The organism is Sinomicrobium endophyticum (assembly GCF_052983315.1).
The window spans coordinates 97,900-117,856 of sequence record NZ_JBRKIS010000066.1 but is presented as its reverse complement, the minus strand read 5'-3'; the positions used below and the strand labels follow the sequence as shown (position 1 = coordinate 117,856).

At 42.4% G+C, this 19,957-nt stretch carries 15 protein-coding genes and 2 tRNA genes; 3 read left to right on the top strand and 14 right to left on the bottom strand.

Features of this window, described 5'->3' with window-relative positions; translation table 11 throughout:
- Positions 1–73 precede the first annotated feature (73 nt).
- Both ACVBDU_RS22900 and ACVBDU_RS22895 read right to left on the bottom strand, forming a co-directional pair.
- Positions 74–1,432: a Gfo/Idh/MocA family protein gene (locus tag ACVBDU_RS22900; RefSeq protein WP_447181994.1), complete on the bottom strand. Its 1,359-nt coding sequence runs from the start codon at positions 1,430–1,432 to the stop codon at positions 74–76.
- Positions 1,433–1,666: 234 nt separating this feature from the next.
- The gene (locus tag ACVBDU_RS22895; protein ID WP_447181993.1) at positions 1,667–3,148 is read right to left on the bottom strand and encodes a Na+/H+ antiporter NhaC family protein; all 1,482 of its coding nucleotides are present in this window, start codon (positions 3,146–3,148) and stop codon (positions 1,667–1,669) included.
- Positions 3,149–3,662: 514 nt separating this feature from the next.
- Between ACVBDU_RS22895 and ACVBDU_RS22890 the strand changes: the two genes are divergently transcribed.
- Both ACVBDU_RS22890 and ACVBDU_RS22885 read left to right on the top strand, forming a co-directional pair.
- Positions 3,663–3,735, top strand: a tRNA-Met gene (locus ACVBDU_RS22890).
- 35 nt (positions 3,736–3,770) lie between these two features.
- Positions 3,771–3,845 (top strand) — tRNA-Val (locus tag ACVBDU_RS22885).
- A gap of 157 nt (positions 3,846–4,002) precedes the next feature.
- Here the strand turns inward: ACVBDU_RS22885 and ACVBDU_RS22880 are convergent.
- From ACVBDU_RS22880 to ACVBDU_RS22855, 6 genes are all read right to left on the bottom strand, one after another.
- Entirely contained in the window at positions 4,003–5,097 is a 1,095-nt protein-coding gene (locus ACVBDU_RS22880; protein WP_447181992.1) for an alkene reductase, read from the bottom strand.
- An 85-nt stretch (positions 5,098–5,182) separates the two neighbouring features.
- A complete protein-coding gene (locus tag ACVBDU_RS22875) occupies positions 5,183–6,079 on the bottom strand; it encodes an NmrA family NAD(P)-binding protein (RefSeq protein WP_447181991.1) in 897 nt (298 codons plus the stop codon).
- An 85-nt stretch (positions 6,080–6,164) separates the two neighbouring features.
- Positions 6,165–6,701: an SRPBCC family protein gene (locus tag ACVBDU_RS22870; RefSeq protein ID WP_447181990.1), complete on the bottom strand. Its 537-nt coding sequence runs from the start codon at positions 6,699–6,701 to the stop codon at positions 6,165–6,167.
- Positions 6,702–6,810: 109 nt separating this feature from the next.
- Positions 6,811–7,560: a pirin family protein gene (locus ACVBDU_RS22865; RefSeq protein ID WP_447181989.1), complete on the bottom strand. Its 750-nt coding sequence runs from the start codon at positions 7,558–7,560 to the stop codon at positions 6,811–6,813.
- Positions 7,561–7,580: 20 nt separating this feature from the next.
- Entirely contained in the window at positions 7,581–8,525 is a 945-nt protein-coding gene (locus ACVBDU_RS22860) for an NADP-dependent oxidoreductase (RefSeq protein WP_447181988.1), read from the bottom strand.
- Between the two features lie 181 nt (positions 8,526–8,706).
- Positions 8,707–9,444 carry a helix-turn-helix domain-containing protein gene (locus tag ACVBDU_RS22855; protein ID WP_447181987.1) on the bottom strand — a complete coding sequence of 246 codons (738 nt, stop codon included), beginning with the start codon at positions 9,442–9,444 and terminating at the stop codon, positions 8,707–8,709.
- Positions 9,445–9,704: 260 nt separating this feature from the next.
- On the opposite strand from ACVBDU_RS22855, the gene ACVBDU_RS22850 reads away from it, so the two are divergent.
- Complete coding sequence (locus ACVBDU_RS22850; protein ID WP_447181986.1) at positions 9,705–10,205, top strand: ecotin; 501 nt, start codon at positions 9,705–9,707, stop codon at positions 10,203–10,205.
- 160 nt (positions 10,206–10,365) lie between these two features.
- Here the strand turns inward: ACVBDU_RS22850 and ACVBDU_RS22845 are convergent, their stop codons facing one another.
- The 6 genes from ACVBDU_RS22845 to ACVBDU_RS22820 form a co-directional block, all read right to left on the bottom strand.
- Positions 10,366–11,367, bottom strand: a complete 1,002-nt coding sequence (locus tag ACVBDU_RS22845; protein WP_447181985.1) for an SMP-30/gluconolactonase/LRE family protein — start codon at positions 11,365–11,367, stop codon at positions 10,366–10,368.
- Positions 11,368–11,424: 57 nt separating this feature from the next.
- The gene (locus tag ACVBDU_RS22840) at positions 11,425–11,784 is read right to left on the bottom strand and encodes a DoxX family protein (protein ID WP_447181984.1); all 360 of its coding nucleotides are present in this window, start codon (positions 11,782–11,784) and stop codon (positions 11,425–11,427) included.
- Positions 11,785–12,191: 407 nt separating this feature from the next.
- Positions 12,192–14,438, bottom strand: a complete 2,247-nt coding sequence (locus tag ACVBDU_RS22835; RefSeq protein WP_447182012.1) for a S9 family peptidase — start codon at positions 14,436–14,438, stop codon at positions 12,192–12,194.
- An 18-nt stretch (positions 14,439–14,456) separates the two neighbouring features.
- On the bottom strand, positions 14,457–15,848 hold the full coding sequence (locus ACVBDU_RS22830; RefSeq protein ID WP_447181983.1) for an aminopeptidase P family protein: 1,392 nt from the start codon (positions 15,846–15,848) through the stop codon (positions 14,457–14,459).
- A gap of 22 nt (positions 15,849–15,870) precedes the next feature.
- Positions 15,871–17,553 carry a M1 family metallopeptidase gene (locus ACVBDU_RS22825; protein WP_447181982.1) on the bottom strand — a complete coding sequence of 561 codons (1,683 nt, stop codon included), beginning with the start codon at positions 17,551–17,553 and terminating at the stop codon, positions 15,871–15,873.
- A gap of 396 nt (positions 17,554–17,949) precedes the next feature.
- Complete coding sequence (locus tag ACVBDU_RS22820; protein ID WP_447181981.1) at positions 17,950–19,644, bottom strand: DUF885 family protein; 1,695 nt, start codon at positions 19,642–19,644, stop codon at positions 17,950–17,952.
- Between the last annotated feature and the right edge of the window lie 313 nt (positions 19,645–19,957).

The window sequence follows — 19,957 nt, the reverse complement described above, 5'->3', positions numbered from 1 at the left end:
AGTTTGAGTTAGTAGTTTAAAAAAATGAACAACTTTTAACCATGATATTTCCCGGTTAAAAGCTGTTATAAGATCAATATGTATCCTTTATCCAGTTATAAGGCTGCCGCCTTACCCAAAGCCCCCTGGTAAAGTCCGGAAAATCCTGTGGTTCCCCGTTGTTTTCAATGGATGCTTCGGAAAGTGGGGTGATAGCACTCCATGCCGCGGCATCATAAGCGTCCATAGGCGGCGCTATATTTTGTTTGGCCGATTCGACGAAGGCATTGAGAACGAAGAAGTCCATCCCTCCGTGGCCCGCCCCGGTGGCATGTTCGCCATATTTCTGCCAAAGCGGGTGGTCGTACTTTTTAAGCCATTCCTTGTCGGCATCCCAACGGTGCGGTTCGGATTTACCTTCAATATACATGCGGTCCCCGTCATTTTCCCACAGTCCGTTTGCCCCCTGTACCCGGAATCCGAGGGAATAAGGTCGCGGGAGGTTACAATCGTGCGTAACGATTATGGTTTCTCCATTGGTGGTTTCAATAGTGGTGGTAATAACATCTCCCTGTTTGAATTTTACCTTAGCGTTGGGATGATCCTTCCCCCCGTGCTTTACCACATAATTGTGAAGTCCGATTGCTTTGGTAGCATTTGAAGTCAGGGACATAAAACGGTTTCCCCTGTTTATATCGCACATTGCTGCTATAGGGCCCGCGCCGTGTGTGGGATAGGTATCACCGTTGCGCAACACGGAATGCCAGGTTCGCCATTTGGCTTCGGAAATAGCATTGTCCCCGAATTCCACACCGCCTCCGTAAGGTTGTTTTCCGTTGTTGAATTTCACCTCACGCAGGTCGTGCTGATAGCCGCAACGGAAATGTACCAGTTCGCCGAAAACATTTTGTTTTACCATATTGAGCACGGCCAGGACATCTCTCCGGTAGTTTACGTTCTCCAGTATCATCAGGTGCGAACCTGTTTCTTCATGGGTATTTACCAGGTCCCAGCACTCCTCTATGGTATTTGCGGCAGAGACTTCCAGCCCGGTATACTTACCGGCTTTCATAGTATCTACTGCCATCCGGGTGTGCCAGAGCCAGGGTGTGGCGATGACTACGGCATCTACCTCTTTTAATTCCAGAAGGTTGCGGTAATCATAATCGGAATCCCCGAATACTTTCGGTTTTGTAAAACCGGCCTCCTCTATTTTTTTCAAAGCGATTTTGATCCTTTCGGGATCTACATCGCAAATAGCGGTTATTTCAAGGTCTTTTCGTTGCAGGGCGTTATTCAGGTGGTTGGTTCCCCTGAGCCCTACTCCTATAAACGCGAGCCTCAGTTTACTATCCGCCGTACCGTATATGTTTCCGAAAGACATATTCGGCATTACGGAAATCCCGGCTCCCGCTATAGCAGTTTTTTTGATAAAATCCCTTCTTGAACTCATTTCAGTCAGTATTATAGTTTGTTAATATAATTCCGGATTAACGAACTCATTTAAACTTTTTTTGATGGAAGTGAAAATGAATTCAATTTCTTTACGAAGAAATAAATTTTTTATTAAAAAACAAATGTGTTCGATAACAATTTTATATAACAAACAAAATTTTAACAGAATGTGAATACCTATTGTTGCTTTTTTCTCGTGTTTTTTGTAATAAAATAATACGGAATGAAATCTTTAAACAGAGAGAATACCAAATACCAGGTAGAGCAGTGTGGTTAATACTCCTCCGATAAGGGCGTACGGTAACTGGGTGTTTACGTGGTCTATATGATCACTCCCGGATGCCATAGACGATATGATAGAGGTATCGGAAATAGGCGAACAGTGATCTCCGAAAACTCCTCCGCCCAGGGTTGCGGCTACCACCAGCGTTAATTCGGACTGATGGATTTCGGCCATAGGCACGGCAATGGCCATCATAATGGCAAAGGTACCCCACGAGGTGCCGGTAGAAAAAGCGATAAATGCACTTATGAGGAAAACAATGGCCGGCAGGAATTCCGGGGAGAGCCAATTCCTGGAAAAATCGGCTACAAACTGTCCGGTTCCCAATTCGTTACAGGCATTTCCGATTGCAAAAGCAAACAGCATCAGCAGTGCCAATGGCATGAGTTCACTAATCCCCTTTAAGGTAATATCGATCATTTCTTTTGTCTTCATAATACCCTGTGCCCTGTACATGACCATCGCCGTTAAGATGGAAGCGAGAACAGCATACAATACGGCGGAAGAACCGGACCCCTGCCCGATAGACCGGAAAAGATGTTCTGAAAACGAATCAGCGCCTTCCACGTTCCCCCAACCGGTATATGCCAGGTTCACCGGCATCATGACGACCATAACTGCAAGGGGGACGATCATATTAAAAGCCTGGGGCCTGACCCCTTCTTTGGTTTCGAACGAGGTTACTTCGTCCGAAAGCATGGGCTTGGCATTGTCGTTCATCAGCTTCCCCGTTTCCCTGGTCCTTTGTTCCGCCTTTGCCATAGGACCTATGTCTTTTTTGGTAAGAACTACAATCAGCACAATAACTATGGCAAGGAGAGGGTAAAAGTTATAGGCAACGGTAGAGAGCATCAGTGAGAACGGGGCTTCAATCCCCTGGGTCACCAAAAGTCCCATAACAAACGCGCCCCAGGCGTTAAACGGAATGAGAATGGATGATGGCGCCGAGGTGGAATCTGCAATATAGGCCAATTTTTCTCTCGGGATTTTAAGTTCGTCAAAAACCGGGCGGTACAACGTACCCACGGTCAATGAGCTGATATTGGTCTCTACAAAAAGTAAAAGCCCGGTGAGCATGGCCAGTAACTGTACTATAACCCTACTGTACCCTTTTTGCTTTTTTTCAAAATAGACAATGAGTTTGTTCAGCTGAAGAATAAATCCTTCCACTCCACGTGAATATTGGATAAACAACAATAATGCCCCGACGAGGGCACTGAACATGATGGTCCTGGTGTTTCCGGGGGATTTGAATACATCCACGAGACCTTCTATGGTTGCCAGTGTTCCGTCCAGCACATTCCAGTCATTCATGATCAGCCACGAAAACCAGATACCGAAAAGCAAGGCCAGGTAAACCTGTTTTGTTCTCAGCGCAAGGATAATTGCCAATACCGGAGGTAAAACGGAGAGGAAGCCATAGTTGTCCATAGAGGTAGATAAAATATAAAAGCTCAATACTAAATCACCCTGCACCGAAAGGTGCATAGGTCTTAATAAATAATCCTGCCCATCCGGCGGGGAAATTGCTCTATAGTTATTGGTTATTGAGTTATTCAGCTAGTAAGGCGACATATATAAACTCAATAACCAAACTATAATTTTACACTATTAAAGTGCTGTAATAATCCCCGATCCCGATAATTATCGGGACTATCGGGAGCAGGTTTTAGCCCCTCCACGAGGACCAATAAACCGGCCCCTTCAGCGATGGGCGTAACACTAATGTCCGTACAGGCAGTAGCTCAGCACAAAATAGGTGATTTTTATTGAAAAAACCAATTCCGTAGCCCCCGGAGAAAAGTTTCCGGTTAATTTCATTTTTCTACTCTTTTAACCACTTGGTTTTCAACACTTCCATGTCTACATCAAAATAACATCCAGAAAATACCTTATATTTATTTGGCAGATCATAAAAACATCGTATCTTTGCCACCGCAAACATCGCGGGATAGAGCAGTAGGTAGCTCGTCGGGCTCATAACCCGAAGGTCACTGGTTCGAGTCCAGTTCCCGCTACAACAAGCCAAATACGAAAGTGTTTGGCTTTTTTTGGGTCATTAACTCAGTTGGTTTAGAGTGTCACCTTGACAGGGTGGAAGTCGCTGGTTCGAGTCCAGTATGACCCACATATACAGAGAATTCAAAGGAGGCTGTCTAAAAAGGCAGTTTTTTTTCAATTTTTAATGATACAGTCTTCTTGGATCATGCCCAATTGTTGTGTTTATGCAAAAATAGTGGTCAATCTATAAAGGAAGAACATAACTGCAATTCTGAATATTTTTTTCATTTATTTTTTCTTTCGTTCAAAAATGGATAGTCGATATAACCTTCTTCAGCACCTCCAAACATGGTAGCCTTGTCTGGTTGATTTAATTCAGCATCTAGTTCAAATCGTTTTGGTAAATCTGGATTCGCTAAAAATAGATTCCCAAAAGAAATCATCTTTGCAATGCCTTTTTCTAACTCTGCTTCTGCAGATGCTTTGTCGTAGCCAGTATTGGCCATTAAAGTTTGTTTAATTCTTTTACCATACAATTCTACCTCATCACCTTTTGGATAGTGGGCTGGTGGTGGGAAATATGGATTTTGTCTCATTAGTTCCACAAAAGCAAAATCCAATTTATTGAGTTCATCAATTAAATAGGTGTATGTTGCAACCGGGTCATCATAAAATATATCCCCATAGGGATGGTATGCAGAAATTTTAATTCCCACTTTATCACCTCCCACTGCATTTATCAATTCCTCCATTACTTCTAATACAAAACGAGCTTTATCTGGAATGCTTCCACCATACTGGTCAGTTCTTTGATTGGCACTTTCTGCTAAAAACTGATTTGGTAAATATCCATTAGCAGCATGCAATTCTACACCATCAAAACCTGCTTCTATGGCATTTTTGGCTGCTTGTCCATAATCCTTTACTGTTTGCTTTATTTCGGCTATAGTAATTTCTTGTGGTGTTTCATATTCTTTCATCCCTTGAGAGGTGAAATGTTGCATTCCTTTAATAGGTAAAGCTGATGGAGCAAGGGGTAGTTTCCCATTTCTATCAATTGAATGCCCCGCACGTCCCGTATGCCAAAGTTGCGCGATGATGATACCACCTTTATCATGAACTGATTTTGTCACTTTTTTCCAAGCTTCTATTTGCTCATTGGTGTAAATACCCGGAGTTAGCGGGCTACCGGTTGCTTCTTCACTTATCCTGATGGCTTCGGTAAATATCAGACCTGCACTAACTCTTTGCGTATAGTATTGAACTGTTAAGTCGCCAACTATTCCGTTATAATCTGCACGGCTCCGGGTCATAGCAGACATGGCCATTTTATTCTTTAATGTTAAATTTCCTAATTGTGTTTTTTCTAATAATTTCATTTTATTTATTTTTAAAGTGTTATTATTTATGATACAAAGTTGAGCTGAATACTTTTTTGAAACTTGTATCAAATCACTATTAGCATTAACTATTGTAAATAGGCAGGTAAATTTCATTTACAAATTCTTCTGCCGTAGTAGGGGTTGTAGCGGATTTATCCCTTTTTTGATAATTCATCATTCCTGATTTGATAGCAACCGCCATACCTAACAGGTTATCTACAAAATCTCCTGAAAAACCGTTACCTAAGAATACCTGCTTTGCCTGGTCTATGGGGATTTGCACATAAGGTAACTCAGGATTTCCGATGGCTTTGCCAATGATATTGGTAAACTCTCTGTATGTATAATCTCTTGGCCCCATTACGGCATGAACGCTTTTACCCGTAAAGTCAAGATTTGACAGATGTGCCGCTGCAACTTTCGCTACATCCTGCGTAGCAACCATTGGTATGGCATGGTCACCCTCCGCAGCAGTACCATTGATACCTTTAGATTTAACCAAACCAATTGTTCTTAAAAAATTCTCCATGAAGTAGGCAGAACGAATGTGCAATACATTTACACCTTTCAATTGATTTAATCTTACTTCCTGCTCGCCAGTACCGCCCATGATGCCATTACCCTCGTGCATATGAGAACCAAGGCTGCTCATGTTTACAATATATTTAATGCCTGATTTTTCAATAGCTTCTATATAGTTGCTGGTAACCTGTCTTTGGTATCCCCTGGTGTGCTCTGCTTTTACATTATCCGGTAAAATGATAAAGGCACTGTCAGCATTTTTGAATGCATCAATAAGTGTGCTGACATCATTGACATCACCTGAAATGACTTCAGCGCCCAACCTTTTAAATTGTTGTAACTTATCTGTATGTCTTGCCATTACTTTGATCTGATTTTTTCCTTCCTCCAAAAGGATTTTCACAATTTTACTTCCCACCGTTCCTGTTGCCCCAAGGATTACTATTTTCTTTTTCATGATTATTAAATTTTTATCGATTATTACTATGCAAAGATTGCGTGATTAAAAATGTGAAACTTGTATCAAATCACTGTTATACTCATTATGCACCCCAAGTAGTTCTATTTTCTAGCTTCCCGGTCTCCAGGTCATTTTTTATGATATCCAAGGCATTTTTAAGCATGGATTTCAGCGCTTTCATGAGCACCAGCTTGACCATAATCCTTGCTAGAAAATTTGTTGGGATGGTGCGGTACGTCCATTCAATTTTAGTTTTGTTATTTCTTAAATCCGTGAACAACCATTCACCTTCCAGCCTTTTAAGAAGTGCCGAAAGGACTTTCGAAGTAAATTGCTCGTTCTTATACGAAAATGAAGTTGGCGCATTGACTGTCAGAAGGGTTTCCTGGGAGGTCGACCCATCTGCAAAATAAACCGTTCTTCGTAACCCTGCCTTATTCCATCCCTGTTTTACACTGGTATCAACGATGGCAGGAATCATGGCATTTCCGCGAAAGATGTGCATTAAGTTGATCGGAGCGATATAATGGAAAGCTTTATCAATATCAGAATTGACGGTCATTACCATGGTTATTTCCGGATTTTTTTTGGGATTTTCGGTTTCTCTATTGGTTTTCATATTATAATGTTTTTGGTGTTTGTTGTCTGATTACTATACAAAGGTGCGGGGATTGCGAGCGATAAACTTGTATCAAATCACTGTTCTAATGTTGTTTGGAGTCGGCTTATTAGTGGAGATTACCGCTGTACATGCCCCCATCAAAATGTTTTGCATCCGTTTGGGTAATAAATAGTACAAGGTCAGCTGTTTCAATAGCAGTAAAAGTTGGATTTTCATTTTCTATCAAAACACTTTCACCGGTGTCGAGCAGCATAGTACCATTGACTTGTATTTCTCCATTAAAGACATACAATAGAAATGATGTATTCTCCATAGATAGTTCGGGCAAAAACATTTCTTCACCTTTTTGTAACTGCATATCCATAAGCCAAGTGTTGCTTCTTATTTGCAGTGGATAATCATTGCCTTTACCAGCTATTTTTCGCCATTGATTGATACTGTAGATTTCGGATAATTGATAAAATTGTACTTGTGGGTTTAAATTTTCACTTTCCGGTCTGATAAAAATTTGCAAGCCTTCCAATACTTCTCCTTCTTCCAAAACTTTCTCTTCGTGATAAAATCTTGAACCTGCATTCATCATCATCAATTTTTTATTTGAAATTATATCAGCATGTCCTTCGGAGTCCTTGTGCTTTACTTTTCCACTGCGTAAATACGTGAGTATTTCATCATCTTTATGCGGATGCATCGGTATGAGTGTGCCGGGTATTACCCGTGCTTGATCAATTCTTCCAATGGTAAAAAAACCCGTATCCTTTAGTTCAGGTTTTATAAGACCCGGATATAAAATATGGATTCCAAAGCCACCATGTTGTTTACCATATTTTATGGTGTTGTCTATTTTCGTTATCATTCTTCTGATTATTAGGATTGCTAGTTTATTTCTACGGCAACTTTTCCTATGTATCCCCCTTTTTCAGCGAATTGATAGGCTTCTTTGTATTGAGCAAATGGAAATACTTTATTGACTTCAATTTGTAATCCTTTTTTTACTGATCTTACCAAAACATCTGTTTGCTTTGTAGATGGACTTGAAAGTATGACAATGTGTTTTTTTGAGGTAAATATGTTTTTGAAAAGCGAAGTTGGGATTTCAATTGGTTTGGGTGTCGGGTTTAGAAAAATAGCTTTGGACTTCATTATTTTTTTGGCGGTTTTGTAACTCATTTTGCCTGATAAATCAATGACAATATCGTAGCGGTTTTTTTGCGACAGTACATTTTCTTTAGTGTAATCAATCACATAATTCGCACCCCATTTTTTGGCTGATTCTATGCCTTTCGCGCTTGTAACAGCCGTTACGTCTGCTCCTTTTTCCCTTAATAATTGAAGTAGAAACATCCCAAAACCTCCTGTAGCGCCATTCACTAAAATTTGAGTCCGTGCTTTAATATTTCCCATCTTTTTTAATGCTGTAAGGGCTGCGGTACCAACTACTGGAATAGAGGCAGCTTGGGGAAAATTGATATTGGAAGGTTTTTTCCAGACCAATGAAGATGTCACGGCGACATATTCAGCTGAAGCACCTTCTTTCATCATGTTTTTGACCACCCCAAAAACTTCATCGCCTTTTTTAATGCCAATGACAGAGGATCCAATTTCTTCAACGATACCGGCGAAATCAGTACCTGTGTGCTTTGGGAATTTTGAACCGGACATTAATGTCATTTCTCCTTTCCTGATTTTCCAATCCATTGGATTGATGGAAAATGCTTTTACTTTGACCAGTACCTGATCTGTTTTAGTAGTAGGCCTGGATTGTTCTACAGTTTGCAGAACATCTGTAGTTCCGAATTTTTTATACACTATTGCTTTCATGATATAATTTTTAAATGGTTAAATTGATATCACAAAGTTGCGAACAAGTTCATCTTCAAACTTGTATCAAATCACTGTTGTGTTAGGATTAAGCTTAATGCGGATGAGCTAAAAAGAAAAAGGTACCAACAAAAAATGCAGGTACCTTCAATAAAATGGGAGTTAACTTAAAATAGCCAGGTTAATAAATCTGAATCAAATCACTATTATGTTTTAAGGCCTTAGGAGGCATTCCAAACATTTCGTACATATACTTATTAAATTGGGGGAGATCGTAAAAGCCGGTATCGTAGGCAATATCGGTAAGGCTTCTGTCTTTGTCGGAAAGTGCGAGATAGATGGCCTGGCGTAACCGTGTCCACAGTAAATATTTGGAAAGACTACTTCCAGTTTGTTGTTTAAAGAGTGACGCTAAACGGGAGGGAGAAAGAAAAACTATATCGGTAAATGTTTGTGGCGTGATATCGGATTGAAAGTAATTAGCCTTAATGTATTCCACTATTTTAGTAACTCTTTCGTCATAGTTATTAGAAGGTAATTTAGAGAGCAAAGCATCAACTACTTTCGTAACATCCAAACTGTCTTTTGGTGTCTGAAAGAACGAATTTGTTTCTACTGGTGTTTCAAAAACAATATATTCTTCACTTTCTTTAAAGCGTCCAGCTAATTCTAAACCAATATTTGAGTAGGGTTCTATATTTAAAACATTCAATGTTCCTTTTTCCGCAACGCAAAAATGCGGCATATGAGGTTTTATCAGAAAACCGTGAATGCGTTCGTATAACGTCCCACTGATGGTCGAATTAAAGGGTGTATCATTGGACAGAACGATTTGATATGCAGAATGATGATGGATTTCTACTGTGAGATTTCGGGCTTTAAGAGCAAGAATGAATGGGTTATTGTGCTGTTTTTTCATATAACTTAAATTATTGCGATATCATTTGTTTGAAATTTACCAATTTTATGGATAGTTATTAAATTATTCGGACTGTAGTATCGTTTTTTAATATCGAACTCGTTTGAACTTTTTCCTGAATATTCCCTATAAAATAACTACTTTTCATACAGAGTAATTATTTTTCCCAGTATAGAATCAGGAACAATTTCCGAAAAACAAACGAAGGAATCTTCTATTTTGGTATAGGTTTTGGTACGGTCTGCAAAAACTCAGTTATCATGAAAGCAATAATATTTAAACAAACCGGTTTATTTTTAGTCGCACTTTTGTGCATGAGCTCCATAGCTATGGGCCAATCATCCATAACAAAAACCGATTTATCCATTTATCCCGAACCTGAAAAAGGGTTTAAGCAAATGGTGATTGAAGTTCCTTATTCCGATAAGGATTCCAAAAAGAAAATAGAATTTACCGTCGGAAAGTGGATGGAGACGGATGCGTGTAACAAACACGGTCTTCAGGGTACCTTAGAAAAAAAGGACTTGCAAGGTTGGGGGTATAATTACTATGTTTTCAAGACCAACGGAAATGTCGTATCAACACAAATGGCATGCATTGATGACAAAACAGTTAATCAATTTATCTCAGCCCAGCCCGAAATGGTGAGATACAATGGAAAATTACCTGTTGTCATCTATGTTCCGGAAGAATACGATGTACAATTCAGAATATATAAAGCGGAAGAAGATATTTATCAGGCCAGTGAAGTTAAGCAGTAATATGACCGTTACCTACGGCAGCCAGTATATTATATTTTAGTATATTTCGTCCGGGATATTTTATATCCCGGACTTTACAAAAGTTCCGGAAATTCAGGAGCTCTTTTTTATTGGATCAATCCCAAACGTTGCGGACTACACAAAAATTCACAGACCACCCCTACCTCAACCTTATCCTCAACACATACATATCATTAGTGACATACAACGTCTTTTCATCTCCCGAAAGGGCCACATTGGATGCCGATTCGTCCAGTCTTATTTTACCCAGGACTTTTCCATCCTTATTAAATATCCATATTCCTCCCGGTCCAGTGGCATAGACATTTCCCTTTTTATCGATCTTTAATCCGTCCGGCGAGCCTTTTAGTCCTTTGCGCTGATCGGTTGCACTGTAAAATATGACCGGCTCTTTTTCGGTATCGTTGACATCCAGCAGGTACCAATCGGCCGCGCTTCGATCGGAACAGGCTACAAGCAGTTTTGTTTCTCCCGGGAATAACGCGATGCCATTCGGCCTTGTGATGCTATCGGTCAATAATACCACTTCGCCGTTCCGCTTCACTTTATAGACGCCATTAAAGTTGATCTCTTTTGTCGGGTCCTCGTCATTTTGCATCGGGAGTCCGTAGGGAGGGTCCGTAAAGAACAGGTCACCGTTACTGCTGTATACGGCATCGTTGGGACTGTTAAAACGTTTACCCTCATAGTTATCCGCCAGATTGTGGAACACCGGTTCCGGTTTACTTAACGGCGCTTCCATTCTTGCCATCCGGCGGTTGCCGTGCTGACAAAGAACGAGATTACCTTTGGTATCCAGCAACAACCCGTTGCTGCCCGGTTCTTTACTCTGACTTGGTTCTGTTCCGGTATAACCGCTTGGCCGTAAATAAATTTCGGTACCGCCTTCTTCCGTCCATTTGTAAACCGTATTCTCCGGCACATCCGAGAATAACAACATCTGTTCGCTTTCTACCCATAAAGGCCCTTCGCTCCAGACAAAACCTTCGGCAATAATTTCGGCTTTGGCCGTGGTATTCATAATCGCATCCAATGCCGGGTCTATTCGCTCCATACTACCGGTGGTTTTATACGTTGTTTCCTGGGCGATACTATGGTTCACAGCCAGGGCTAATACCAGTAAGACAAATGGGGACTTCATACTTTCCTGTTTTTTGTTGCTATGATTAATGCTGTTTTCTCTACTCTCTTTCTTTACTTAAATTTTCAAATAGGTCCAGGCCCACCATATCAATACGAATTGCAATGGAATTCTCCATACCAAAAGCCATCGTGGCAAACCTGCGCCTGCTTTCGGGGAAGAAAGCATATGAAAATGTACCGTAAAAAAAATTACAAGCATGACAATGATACCGTAAACCGCATAATCTTTGGTCTCCGGAAAACACAGCCCCAGACCAAGCAGTATTTCCGCCACGCCACTAAGATTAACCATAGTACGGTGCACAGGAATATAAGGCGGCATAATTCTCATATACATTTTCGGCCGGACAAAATGATTTATTCCTGCCAGGATGTACAACGCAGCCATTATATAAAGATGCCAGGGAAATTGCATTTCACTCTTTTAAGTCAGTTAATATAGACTTTTTTTGTCAGTTTTCCCAGTCCGGACTCCTTTTACACAGGGCAAACGCATTATACAGGAGAGATAATTGATAAGCGGTAACCGTGTTATAGTTTGGAGTTGAGGAGTTATTTTTGTTACAAGTTCCAGGTTCCAGGTTTCATTGCATTCCAGAAAGAACAAAGCGAGGTGGCTGAGTGTCCCGGCTCCGCCGGGATGTATCGAAGCCACCGGATTTTCCCGGTCCCTGAGCCCTTCGGTAGGCTCAGGATACCCGCCGGACGGGCAGGAACCAAGACCGAAAGGCTGGTTATAGGTTTATGAAAACCTGCAACTTGCAACATGGAATTTTAAAACGTTGCTATTATAGTTTTTTTAATGCGTTTACCCTGCCCTTTTTACATCCCGTTATTTTCCAGCAGATAATCAGTGATGAGAGTATACAGGTGACGTTGTGTGTTTGCCCCCTCATAGATACCATGCGAGCGATTGGGATAAGCCATCATCCGGAATTGCTTGTTCTTACGGATGAGCTCATTGACCAGGTATTCCATATTCTGGTAATGTACGTTATCGTCTCCTGTTCCGTGAATAATCAGCAGGTTTCCTTCCAGCTTCCCGGCGTGGGTAACAGGAGAACCTTCGACAAAATCTTCCGGGTTTTCCTGCGGAAGCCCCATATAGCGCTCCTGGTAGACGTTATCATAAAAAAGCTGGTTGGCCACAGCGGCTACGGCTATTCCTGTTTTGTATATTTCCGGGTAGCGGAACATCAGGTTGAGGGTCATGGAACCTCCTCCGCTCCATCCCCATACGGAGACTTTTTCGTCGTCTATGAAATCCCATTTCAGCACTTCTTTTGCGGCCAATGCCTGGTCGTCGGTATTTATCACTCCCACTTTCCTGTAAATACTCTTCCGCCATGCACTTCCTTTTAGCGAAGGCGTTCCCCGGTTATCCATATTGATAATTACAAATCCCTTCTGCGCCAGGAAAATATCATAAAGGCCTATCCAGCTATCGATAGCCATTTGCCCCCAGGGTTCCCCGTATACATGAAATATCACAGGATATTTTTTGGAAGGGTCAAATCCGGAAGGTTTGGTTATCCGGCCTTCCACCTCAACACCTTCGGAAGTAGTTACCCGGAAGAACTCTACGGACGGGAGTTGCAGGGTTTTCAGTTTACCCTTCAATTCTTCATTATCCACCAGTACACTGATAGTCTTATGCCCCGGCAGACGGATAAGCCTGGTAGTAACGGGATTTTCGGCATCGGTATGGTTGTGAATGGCATATTTGCCATTCGGTGATATGTTATAGGTGTTCACCCCACTGAAATCGTTCGGAGTTATGCGTTTTAAATCTCCTTTTCCGTTCAACGGTACGCTGTAAAGATAACGCTGCGCGGGGTCGTCCGGAGAGGCACTGAAGAAAATATCCTTATTTGTGATGGCGTAATATGCCGCAACATCGTATTCACCCGGAGTAAGCAATGTTTTGCTGCCGTCTTCCAGGCTTATTTTGTAGATATGTCTCCACCCGTCTTTTTCGGTCATACGCAATAAAGCCGTATTGTTATCGGTCAGCAGAAAATCGTTATTCCCCCATTGATTGGAGGAGATATCCGGATACCTCAGGTCTGCCCAGGTATCTTCGGTTTCGGTGTATATTCTCTCAAGTTTCCCGGAGGAAGGTTTATAGGTATAAATACGGAGTTCGTTTTGCTTCCTGTTGAGTTGCTGGATCAGCAAAAGATCTTCGTTTACCCACTGCATGGCAGGCAGATAATGCTGTATGGCATCGCCGGGAACGGGGATCCAGGTGATTTCTTGGGAATTTACATTGACCACTCCTACCTTGGTTGCAGACGGGTCATAACCCACTTTGGGGTATTGCAGCGGAACGGGCTTTGCATAAACGGAATCGGTATTATTCATCATGTAAAAAGTACCGATATCCGAAGCATCCAGTTGCCAGAAAGCAATTTTTGATGCGTCCGGGCTCCATGAAAAACCGTCACGCATACCGAACTCTTCTTCGTATACCCAGTCAAATGTACCGTTAATGATGTCACCGTTACCATCAGTGGTAAGTTGGGTGACCTTACCGGTGGTAAAATCTTCTTTATAGATATTAAAGTCCTGTACATATGCTACAAAGCTGTTATCCCTGGAAAACTTGGCGAACATCAGGGAAGAGGAAGGAAAATCCTTTCCTACCCGGCTCAACTTACCGTTATTGAAATCATACACCCAGTAATCGCCCTTGGTATTGGAACGCCATACCCTGCTGGAATTGGTAAAGATCAGCACTTTGGTCTCATCCGGCGACAAGGTGAAATCTTCTATTTTCAGGGCTTTGTCCGTGCCTTCCGGGGTAATGGCTTCTGCGGAAAGATAGATGCTGCTCCTGTTATTTTTACTGATGTATTTCACCAACTGGTCTTCTCCCTGACTGTTACGTTCTATACTAACAAAAGCATCTCCGTCTTCAACCCAAAAAACGGGTCGCTGCCTGTCTGCCCGGAATTCCCGGGAATTATGGATACGGTTCAGGGTAAGTATGGAATCTGTCTGTTGTGCACTAAGCAATGCTGTGCCCGATATCAAAAAGGTCAGCAGCAGGATATTTATCTTATTCACTTTCAAAAAGGTATTCTTTTATGAATTCTTGAGTTCTTCTATCGCTTCGGGAGTTTTGGCCAGGGGCTCCCCGAGGAGTTTACTGCCGGAATCGGTAATCACGAAGTCTTCTTCAACACGGATCCCTCCGAAGTTCTTAAATTTTTCAACCTCATCATAATTGACGAAATCCGTATATTTTTTCTGTGCCCTCCACGCATCGATCAAAAACGGGTTAAAATAGATTCCCGGCTCCACGGTAAGCACATAGCCCGGTTCCAGTTCTTTTCCTAACCGGAGTGATTTGAGTCCGAATTCCGTACTTTTTTTCAGGTTGTCCGTATACCCCACATAGGCTTCACCGAAGTTCTCCATATCGTGTACGTCCATGCCCATCATGTGACCGAGTCCGCACTGAAAGAACAGGGTATGCGCACCTGCGGCAACGGCTTCTTCCGTACTGCCCTTCATCAGTCCCATATCTTTAAGTCCTTCGGTTAACCTGGTACAGGCCAGCAGGTGCACATCTTTGAAGCGCACCCCTGGCTTCAGGGTCTCTATAGCCGAATTATGAGCATTAAGGACAATATTATACACTTCTTTTTGTAAAGGGGTAAACGTTTTTCCGGCAGGGAAAGTCCGGGTCATATCCCCCGCGTAGTTCATAGCGGTCTCAGCGCCACAATCACACAAAATAAGATCGCCTTCCCGTATCACAGCCTGTGTAGCGTGATTGTGAAGGTACTGCCCGTTTTTGGTCAGGATGATCGGGAAGGAAATATTTCCCCCGCCACCGATGGCTATGGCCTGTAAATCCCCGGCTATCTCCTTTTCGGTTTTGCCCGGTACTGCATTCCGGATAGCGTAGGTATGCATTTTTGCCGTAATGTTTACAGCCTTGTTTATTTCTTCTATCTCCTCACCGGACTTTACCGAACGCTGTTTTACCACCGCTTTTATAAAAGCATCCGACTTGCTTTTTTCTACTTCCCCTACGGTAATATACAGCAAATCACTGAATTGCACGGTAGTTTCGGCACGATAGGGCGGTAAAAAGTGAATTGTTCTGCCTTTTTGTTTTTGTGCCCTGATAAAATCGGCGAGCTCCCTGAAAGGTTTTACTGTAGCAATACCCGATTTCTGCGCAAAATCTGCCAATGGGTCTACGGCGCCCGTCCATACCATTTCTTCCGGGGTAGGATCGTCCCCGAAAAGTATTTCCCGGTCTTCATCGATATCGATCGCAAAATAAATATCGGGTATATTATTGATTCCGGTGTAGTACAAAAAGGTACTGTCCTGCCGGAAAGGATACCAGTTATCTTTATAGTTCATCCCGCTTTCCCCGTTACCCGGAAACAGCAAAATACCCTGTTGAACTTCTTCTTTTAATTGTTGTCTTCTGGATTGATACGTCTGTGTTGAAAACATAAAAATAAATTGCTTTTATGGATTATGGTAAAGCATCCGCTTGTTTTATCCCGATGTAATACATTTTTTCTACGGCTTCGGGGAGAAATAAAGAGCGTTGATCTTCATTGACAGGTATGCTTTGCCATTCCCCGGACGGGATAATGCGAATGTCCGCTTTTTTGTTCCGTAAAGATAGGGGTAAATTAAATCCTTTTATACTATTGCCCCACTTGTAATACATCTCTTTTTTACCGGCATCGTAATACAATTCCAGTTCCGGTATCTCTGTAGTAGTGAGGTATTGCTCGAATACTTTACTGTAATCGTAGCCTGCCTTTTGCGAAATATACCCGAGTATTTCCGTGCCGTCTACGGTTTGATGATAGAAAGTCCTGTTCAAACCGGTAAGGATATCCCGAAAGAGCGAATCGTTGTCTATACTGTGTCTTACGGTATGAAGCATATTCCCTCCTTTGGGATACATGTCCCCGCTTCCTTTGGCATTGATACCGTATTCTGGAATAATAGGTTTATCGTTCTGAATACCCTTACGAATACCGAAATTGTATTGGTTACCGGCTTCTTTTCCGAACATGGACTCCACAAACAGGGTTTCGCTGTAATTGGTAAAACTCTCATGTATATACATATCCGCCAGGTCATTGCTGGTAATGTTATTGCCGAACCATTCGTGACCGCTTTCGTGTATGATGATAAAATCCCACTTCATTCCCAGGCCGGTGCCCGAACCATCCCGTCCGCGGTAGCCGAGTTTATAATGATTTCCATATGCTATGGCCGACTGGTGTTCCATACCGGTATGTTCTGTTTCTACCAGTTTGTAACCGTCTTCGTAAAACGGGTACGGCCCGAACCAGTATTCGAAACTTTGTAACATATTGTGTACTTCTGCAGGCATGTATGCTTTGGCTTTTTCGAGGTTATAATCGAGTACCCAGTAATCGATATCCAGACTACCCTTTTTCCCTTCATAGGTTTCACCGAAATTCACATAATGTCCTATGTAGGGGATGATGTTGTAGTTGTTTATCGGGTTCTTTACTTCCCAGGAATAGGTCATTTTTCCTTTGTCGGATGTTTTTTGGATCAACCTTCCGTTGGCTACGGCGGTCAAATCTTCCGGAACGGTCATGGTTAGTGATGCCCCTTTGTCCGGCTCATCGCTCTGATGGTCTTTGTTGGGGTACCAGACGGAAGCTCCCAGTCCTTGACAAGTTACCGTCATCCACGGACGGTTCAGGGAATCCCGGGTAAAGGTCCACCCTCCGTCCCAAGGGGCGCGGACGGCTTCTCTGGGGTTACCGTGATAGAACACGGTTATGGAGTTTTCCTGGTTTTCCGGTTGTTTCCCGGTTTTTATATACCATACGTTTCCGTCATTCGTAAAGGACAGGTTTTTATCGTCATTGTATATAACACTGTCTATTTGCAGCGGAGACTGCAAATCGATTTGCATATACTCCGAATGGTCCTTTTCTACTACTTTATAGGTTATTCTGTTACTCCCTACCAGGCTTTTGGTGTCAAAATCGGGGTTTATGGCGATGTCATACCGCTGTACATCCCACCAGCTTCGTTCCGGAGTGATACTCCCCCGAAGTTCTTCCTGGCTTCGTTTTTCCGGTTTCCCGCTTTGTTCTTTTTTCTGTCCGCAACCTTGCAATACAAGGAGAAGGGAAATAAAAAAGTATTTTACTTTCATGTGTTTATTTTTATTCATTGGTCTGTTCTTCCGAAAAATCAGTTTTACCCCTCCCGAATTATCGGGACCTAAAAGGAGCATGGTTTTCCTCGGTTTGCTCATTTAGTTAAGCAGATATATCCATTTTTTTATCCTTTTAGAGCTTCCCTCTTCAGATGAACCTCTTGACGGGGAGTTTTGACAAGCCCCGGCTTTGGCGTATATAACAAGTGTTTTGTGATTATGCCAATGGTCCGGGATTTCAAACCCTCCCCCCATTGCTACGCTCGGGTACCTCCCTCCTCCTTCGGCGGACAAGATTCATCTGAAGGGAGGAGCCTTTAAATTTTTCTAATAAAATAAAAGATCCTTTTTTTAAAACTTCTATTACACAAACCGAAGGGCCTCTCATTGAATTTATTTAAAATCAGTAGAAAATTTCCACTTTGTCGAAAACTTCTTTGTCAACGGCTTATCCTGTAAAACAGCCCTGAGAATTTCTACAGGCATCCGGTTTTCTTTTATCACCCGGTCGTGGAACTGCTTTTCTGTCCATCCTTTTTCGAGCATTTCTTTTCGCAAGGCATAAAATTGTAACCCTCCGATCATATAAGCCACCTGATAGAGAGGCGGCGTATACGTGGTAGCAAAGGACCTTCTCACTTCTGCTTCTGCATTGGCGTATTCGTGCCCGACTTCTTCAACCAGCATATCTATACATTGCTGCGGGGTCATTTCTCCAAGCTGGAATTTCAGGGAAAAAATGATACGGGCACAGCGATGGATACGCCAGAAGAGCATTCCCATTTTCTGTTCGGGTGTCTGTGCAAAATCCTTATTCCACAAAATGATCTCCCAGTACAGGGCCCAGCCTTCAATCCAGAACGGTGTGTTGAACGCACGCCGGTAGCTTTTGTGCCGTGCATTCATAAAGAACTGTAGGTTGTGCCCGGGCAATAATTCGTGCTGTACGGTTCCATAGGAAAAATTGGGATTATTCCCCCGCATGCTCATCAACTTATCTTCCTGCGACATGTCCTGTGTGGGATAGGAGATACTGATTTCCCATCCCCCGGTAAAAAACGGGTTTACTTCCTGCCGTTCCGGGGTCATCATGATCATACGCCATGTTTCCTTCGCCAGATCCGGAAGGGTTATCAAATCTCTTTCTTCTATAAATTTCACGGAATGATCAAAAAGATCCTTAATAGCCTGAGGTTGTTCTCCTGCGGGAACATATGTATTTTTTACATGTTCGAAAGCCGCTTTCCAGTCATCCCCGTACCCCATTTCGCGGGATGCTTTTATCATTTCGGCCTTACACCAATTAAACTGTTTTTCTGCGGTAGCAATAAGTTCCTCGGGAGTATAGGGAATAAATTCAAAAGCCAGTTCTTTCAACAACGCATCCCGCCCTATGGGTTTTCCTATAATACCGCTTCCGTCGTCTTTTACGCTATTGTCGGAATAATGTTCTTTTAAAAAAGTTTCGTAAGCCGAGAGTTTTTCGTCCAGTTCCTCATAAGGTTTTTCCATCCACCAGGTAAATTCCGGATCGTAGCTATAGTAAAATTTGTAGGCTTCTTCCAGCGCCTGGTGCAGTGACGTCACCACTGCCGCAGCCTTATCGGCCTGCACCCAGTCTTCAAAAGGTGTTTCTTTCAGCGTTTTCATTTTTTCTTCTACCTGCTGCGAAGCCGTTGTAAACTGCCGGGCCAATGTTTGTGCCTCAGGGCGTTTACCATGTCTTCGTTCCCGGATAAAAGTATAGAGGTCCCCGGCAAAATCCGCCACGGCCGCCACCTTTTTGTACGCCTTGTATGCCAGTTGCAAATGATAATCTTCTTTGGCAATACGGTTTTTGAGCATAATATAATCGGCTTTGCCTTCCTGCGACAATGCATCGAAATCGATCGCTTCGAGTTTTTTGTTCCAGGTTTGATAAAGCGTACTGAACCGCTGGTAATACTCCCCGGACTCCCCGATGGTATAGGTGGCATTTAAGGTTCGCTTATCTGCCTCGTAGCTGTCTATAGCATCGATCATTTCATGGGCATGCGCGATACTGCAGATGGAAATAAAAATAATAAGAGTGCTTACTAGTTTTCTCATAGCAAAGGTTTAATGAGATTTGAAAAATTATAATACTTGTTTTTTAGTACATGGCAAAAATTGAATTTTGATAATTCCTCTCCCGAAAGTCCCGATAACTATCGGGATCGGGATTGTTAGCCCCAGCCCTAAAGGGAGCATCCCGATGAATATCGGGACGAGGAAAATCAGGCTCCCTTTAGTCCCGATAATTATCGGGAGGGGTAAAACTGATTTTCCGGGAAACCTGGTAAAAACAATTTTTGTCATGTACTAAATCCTTGTTCATTGTTTTTGATATATCCGCAGGTATCGCAATGTTGTTGCCTGATAA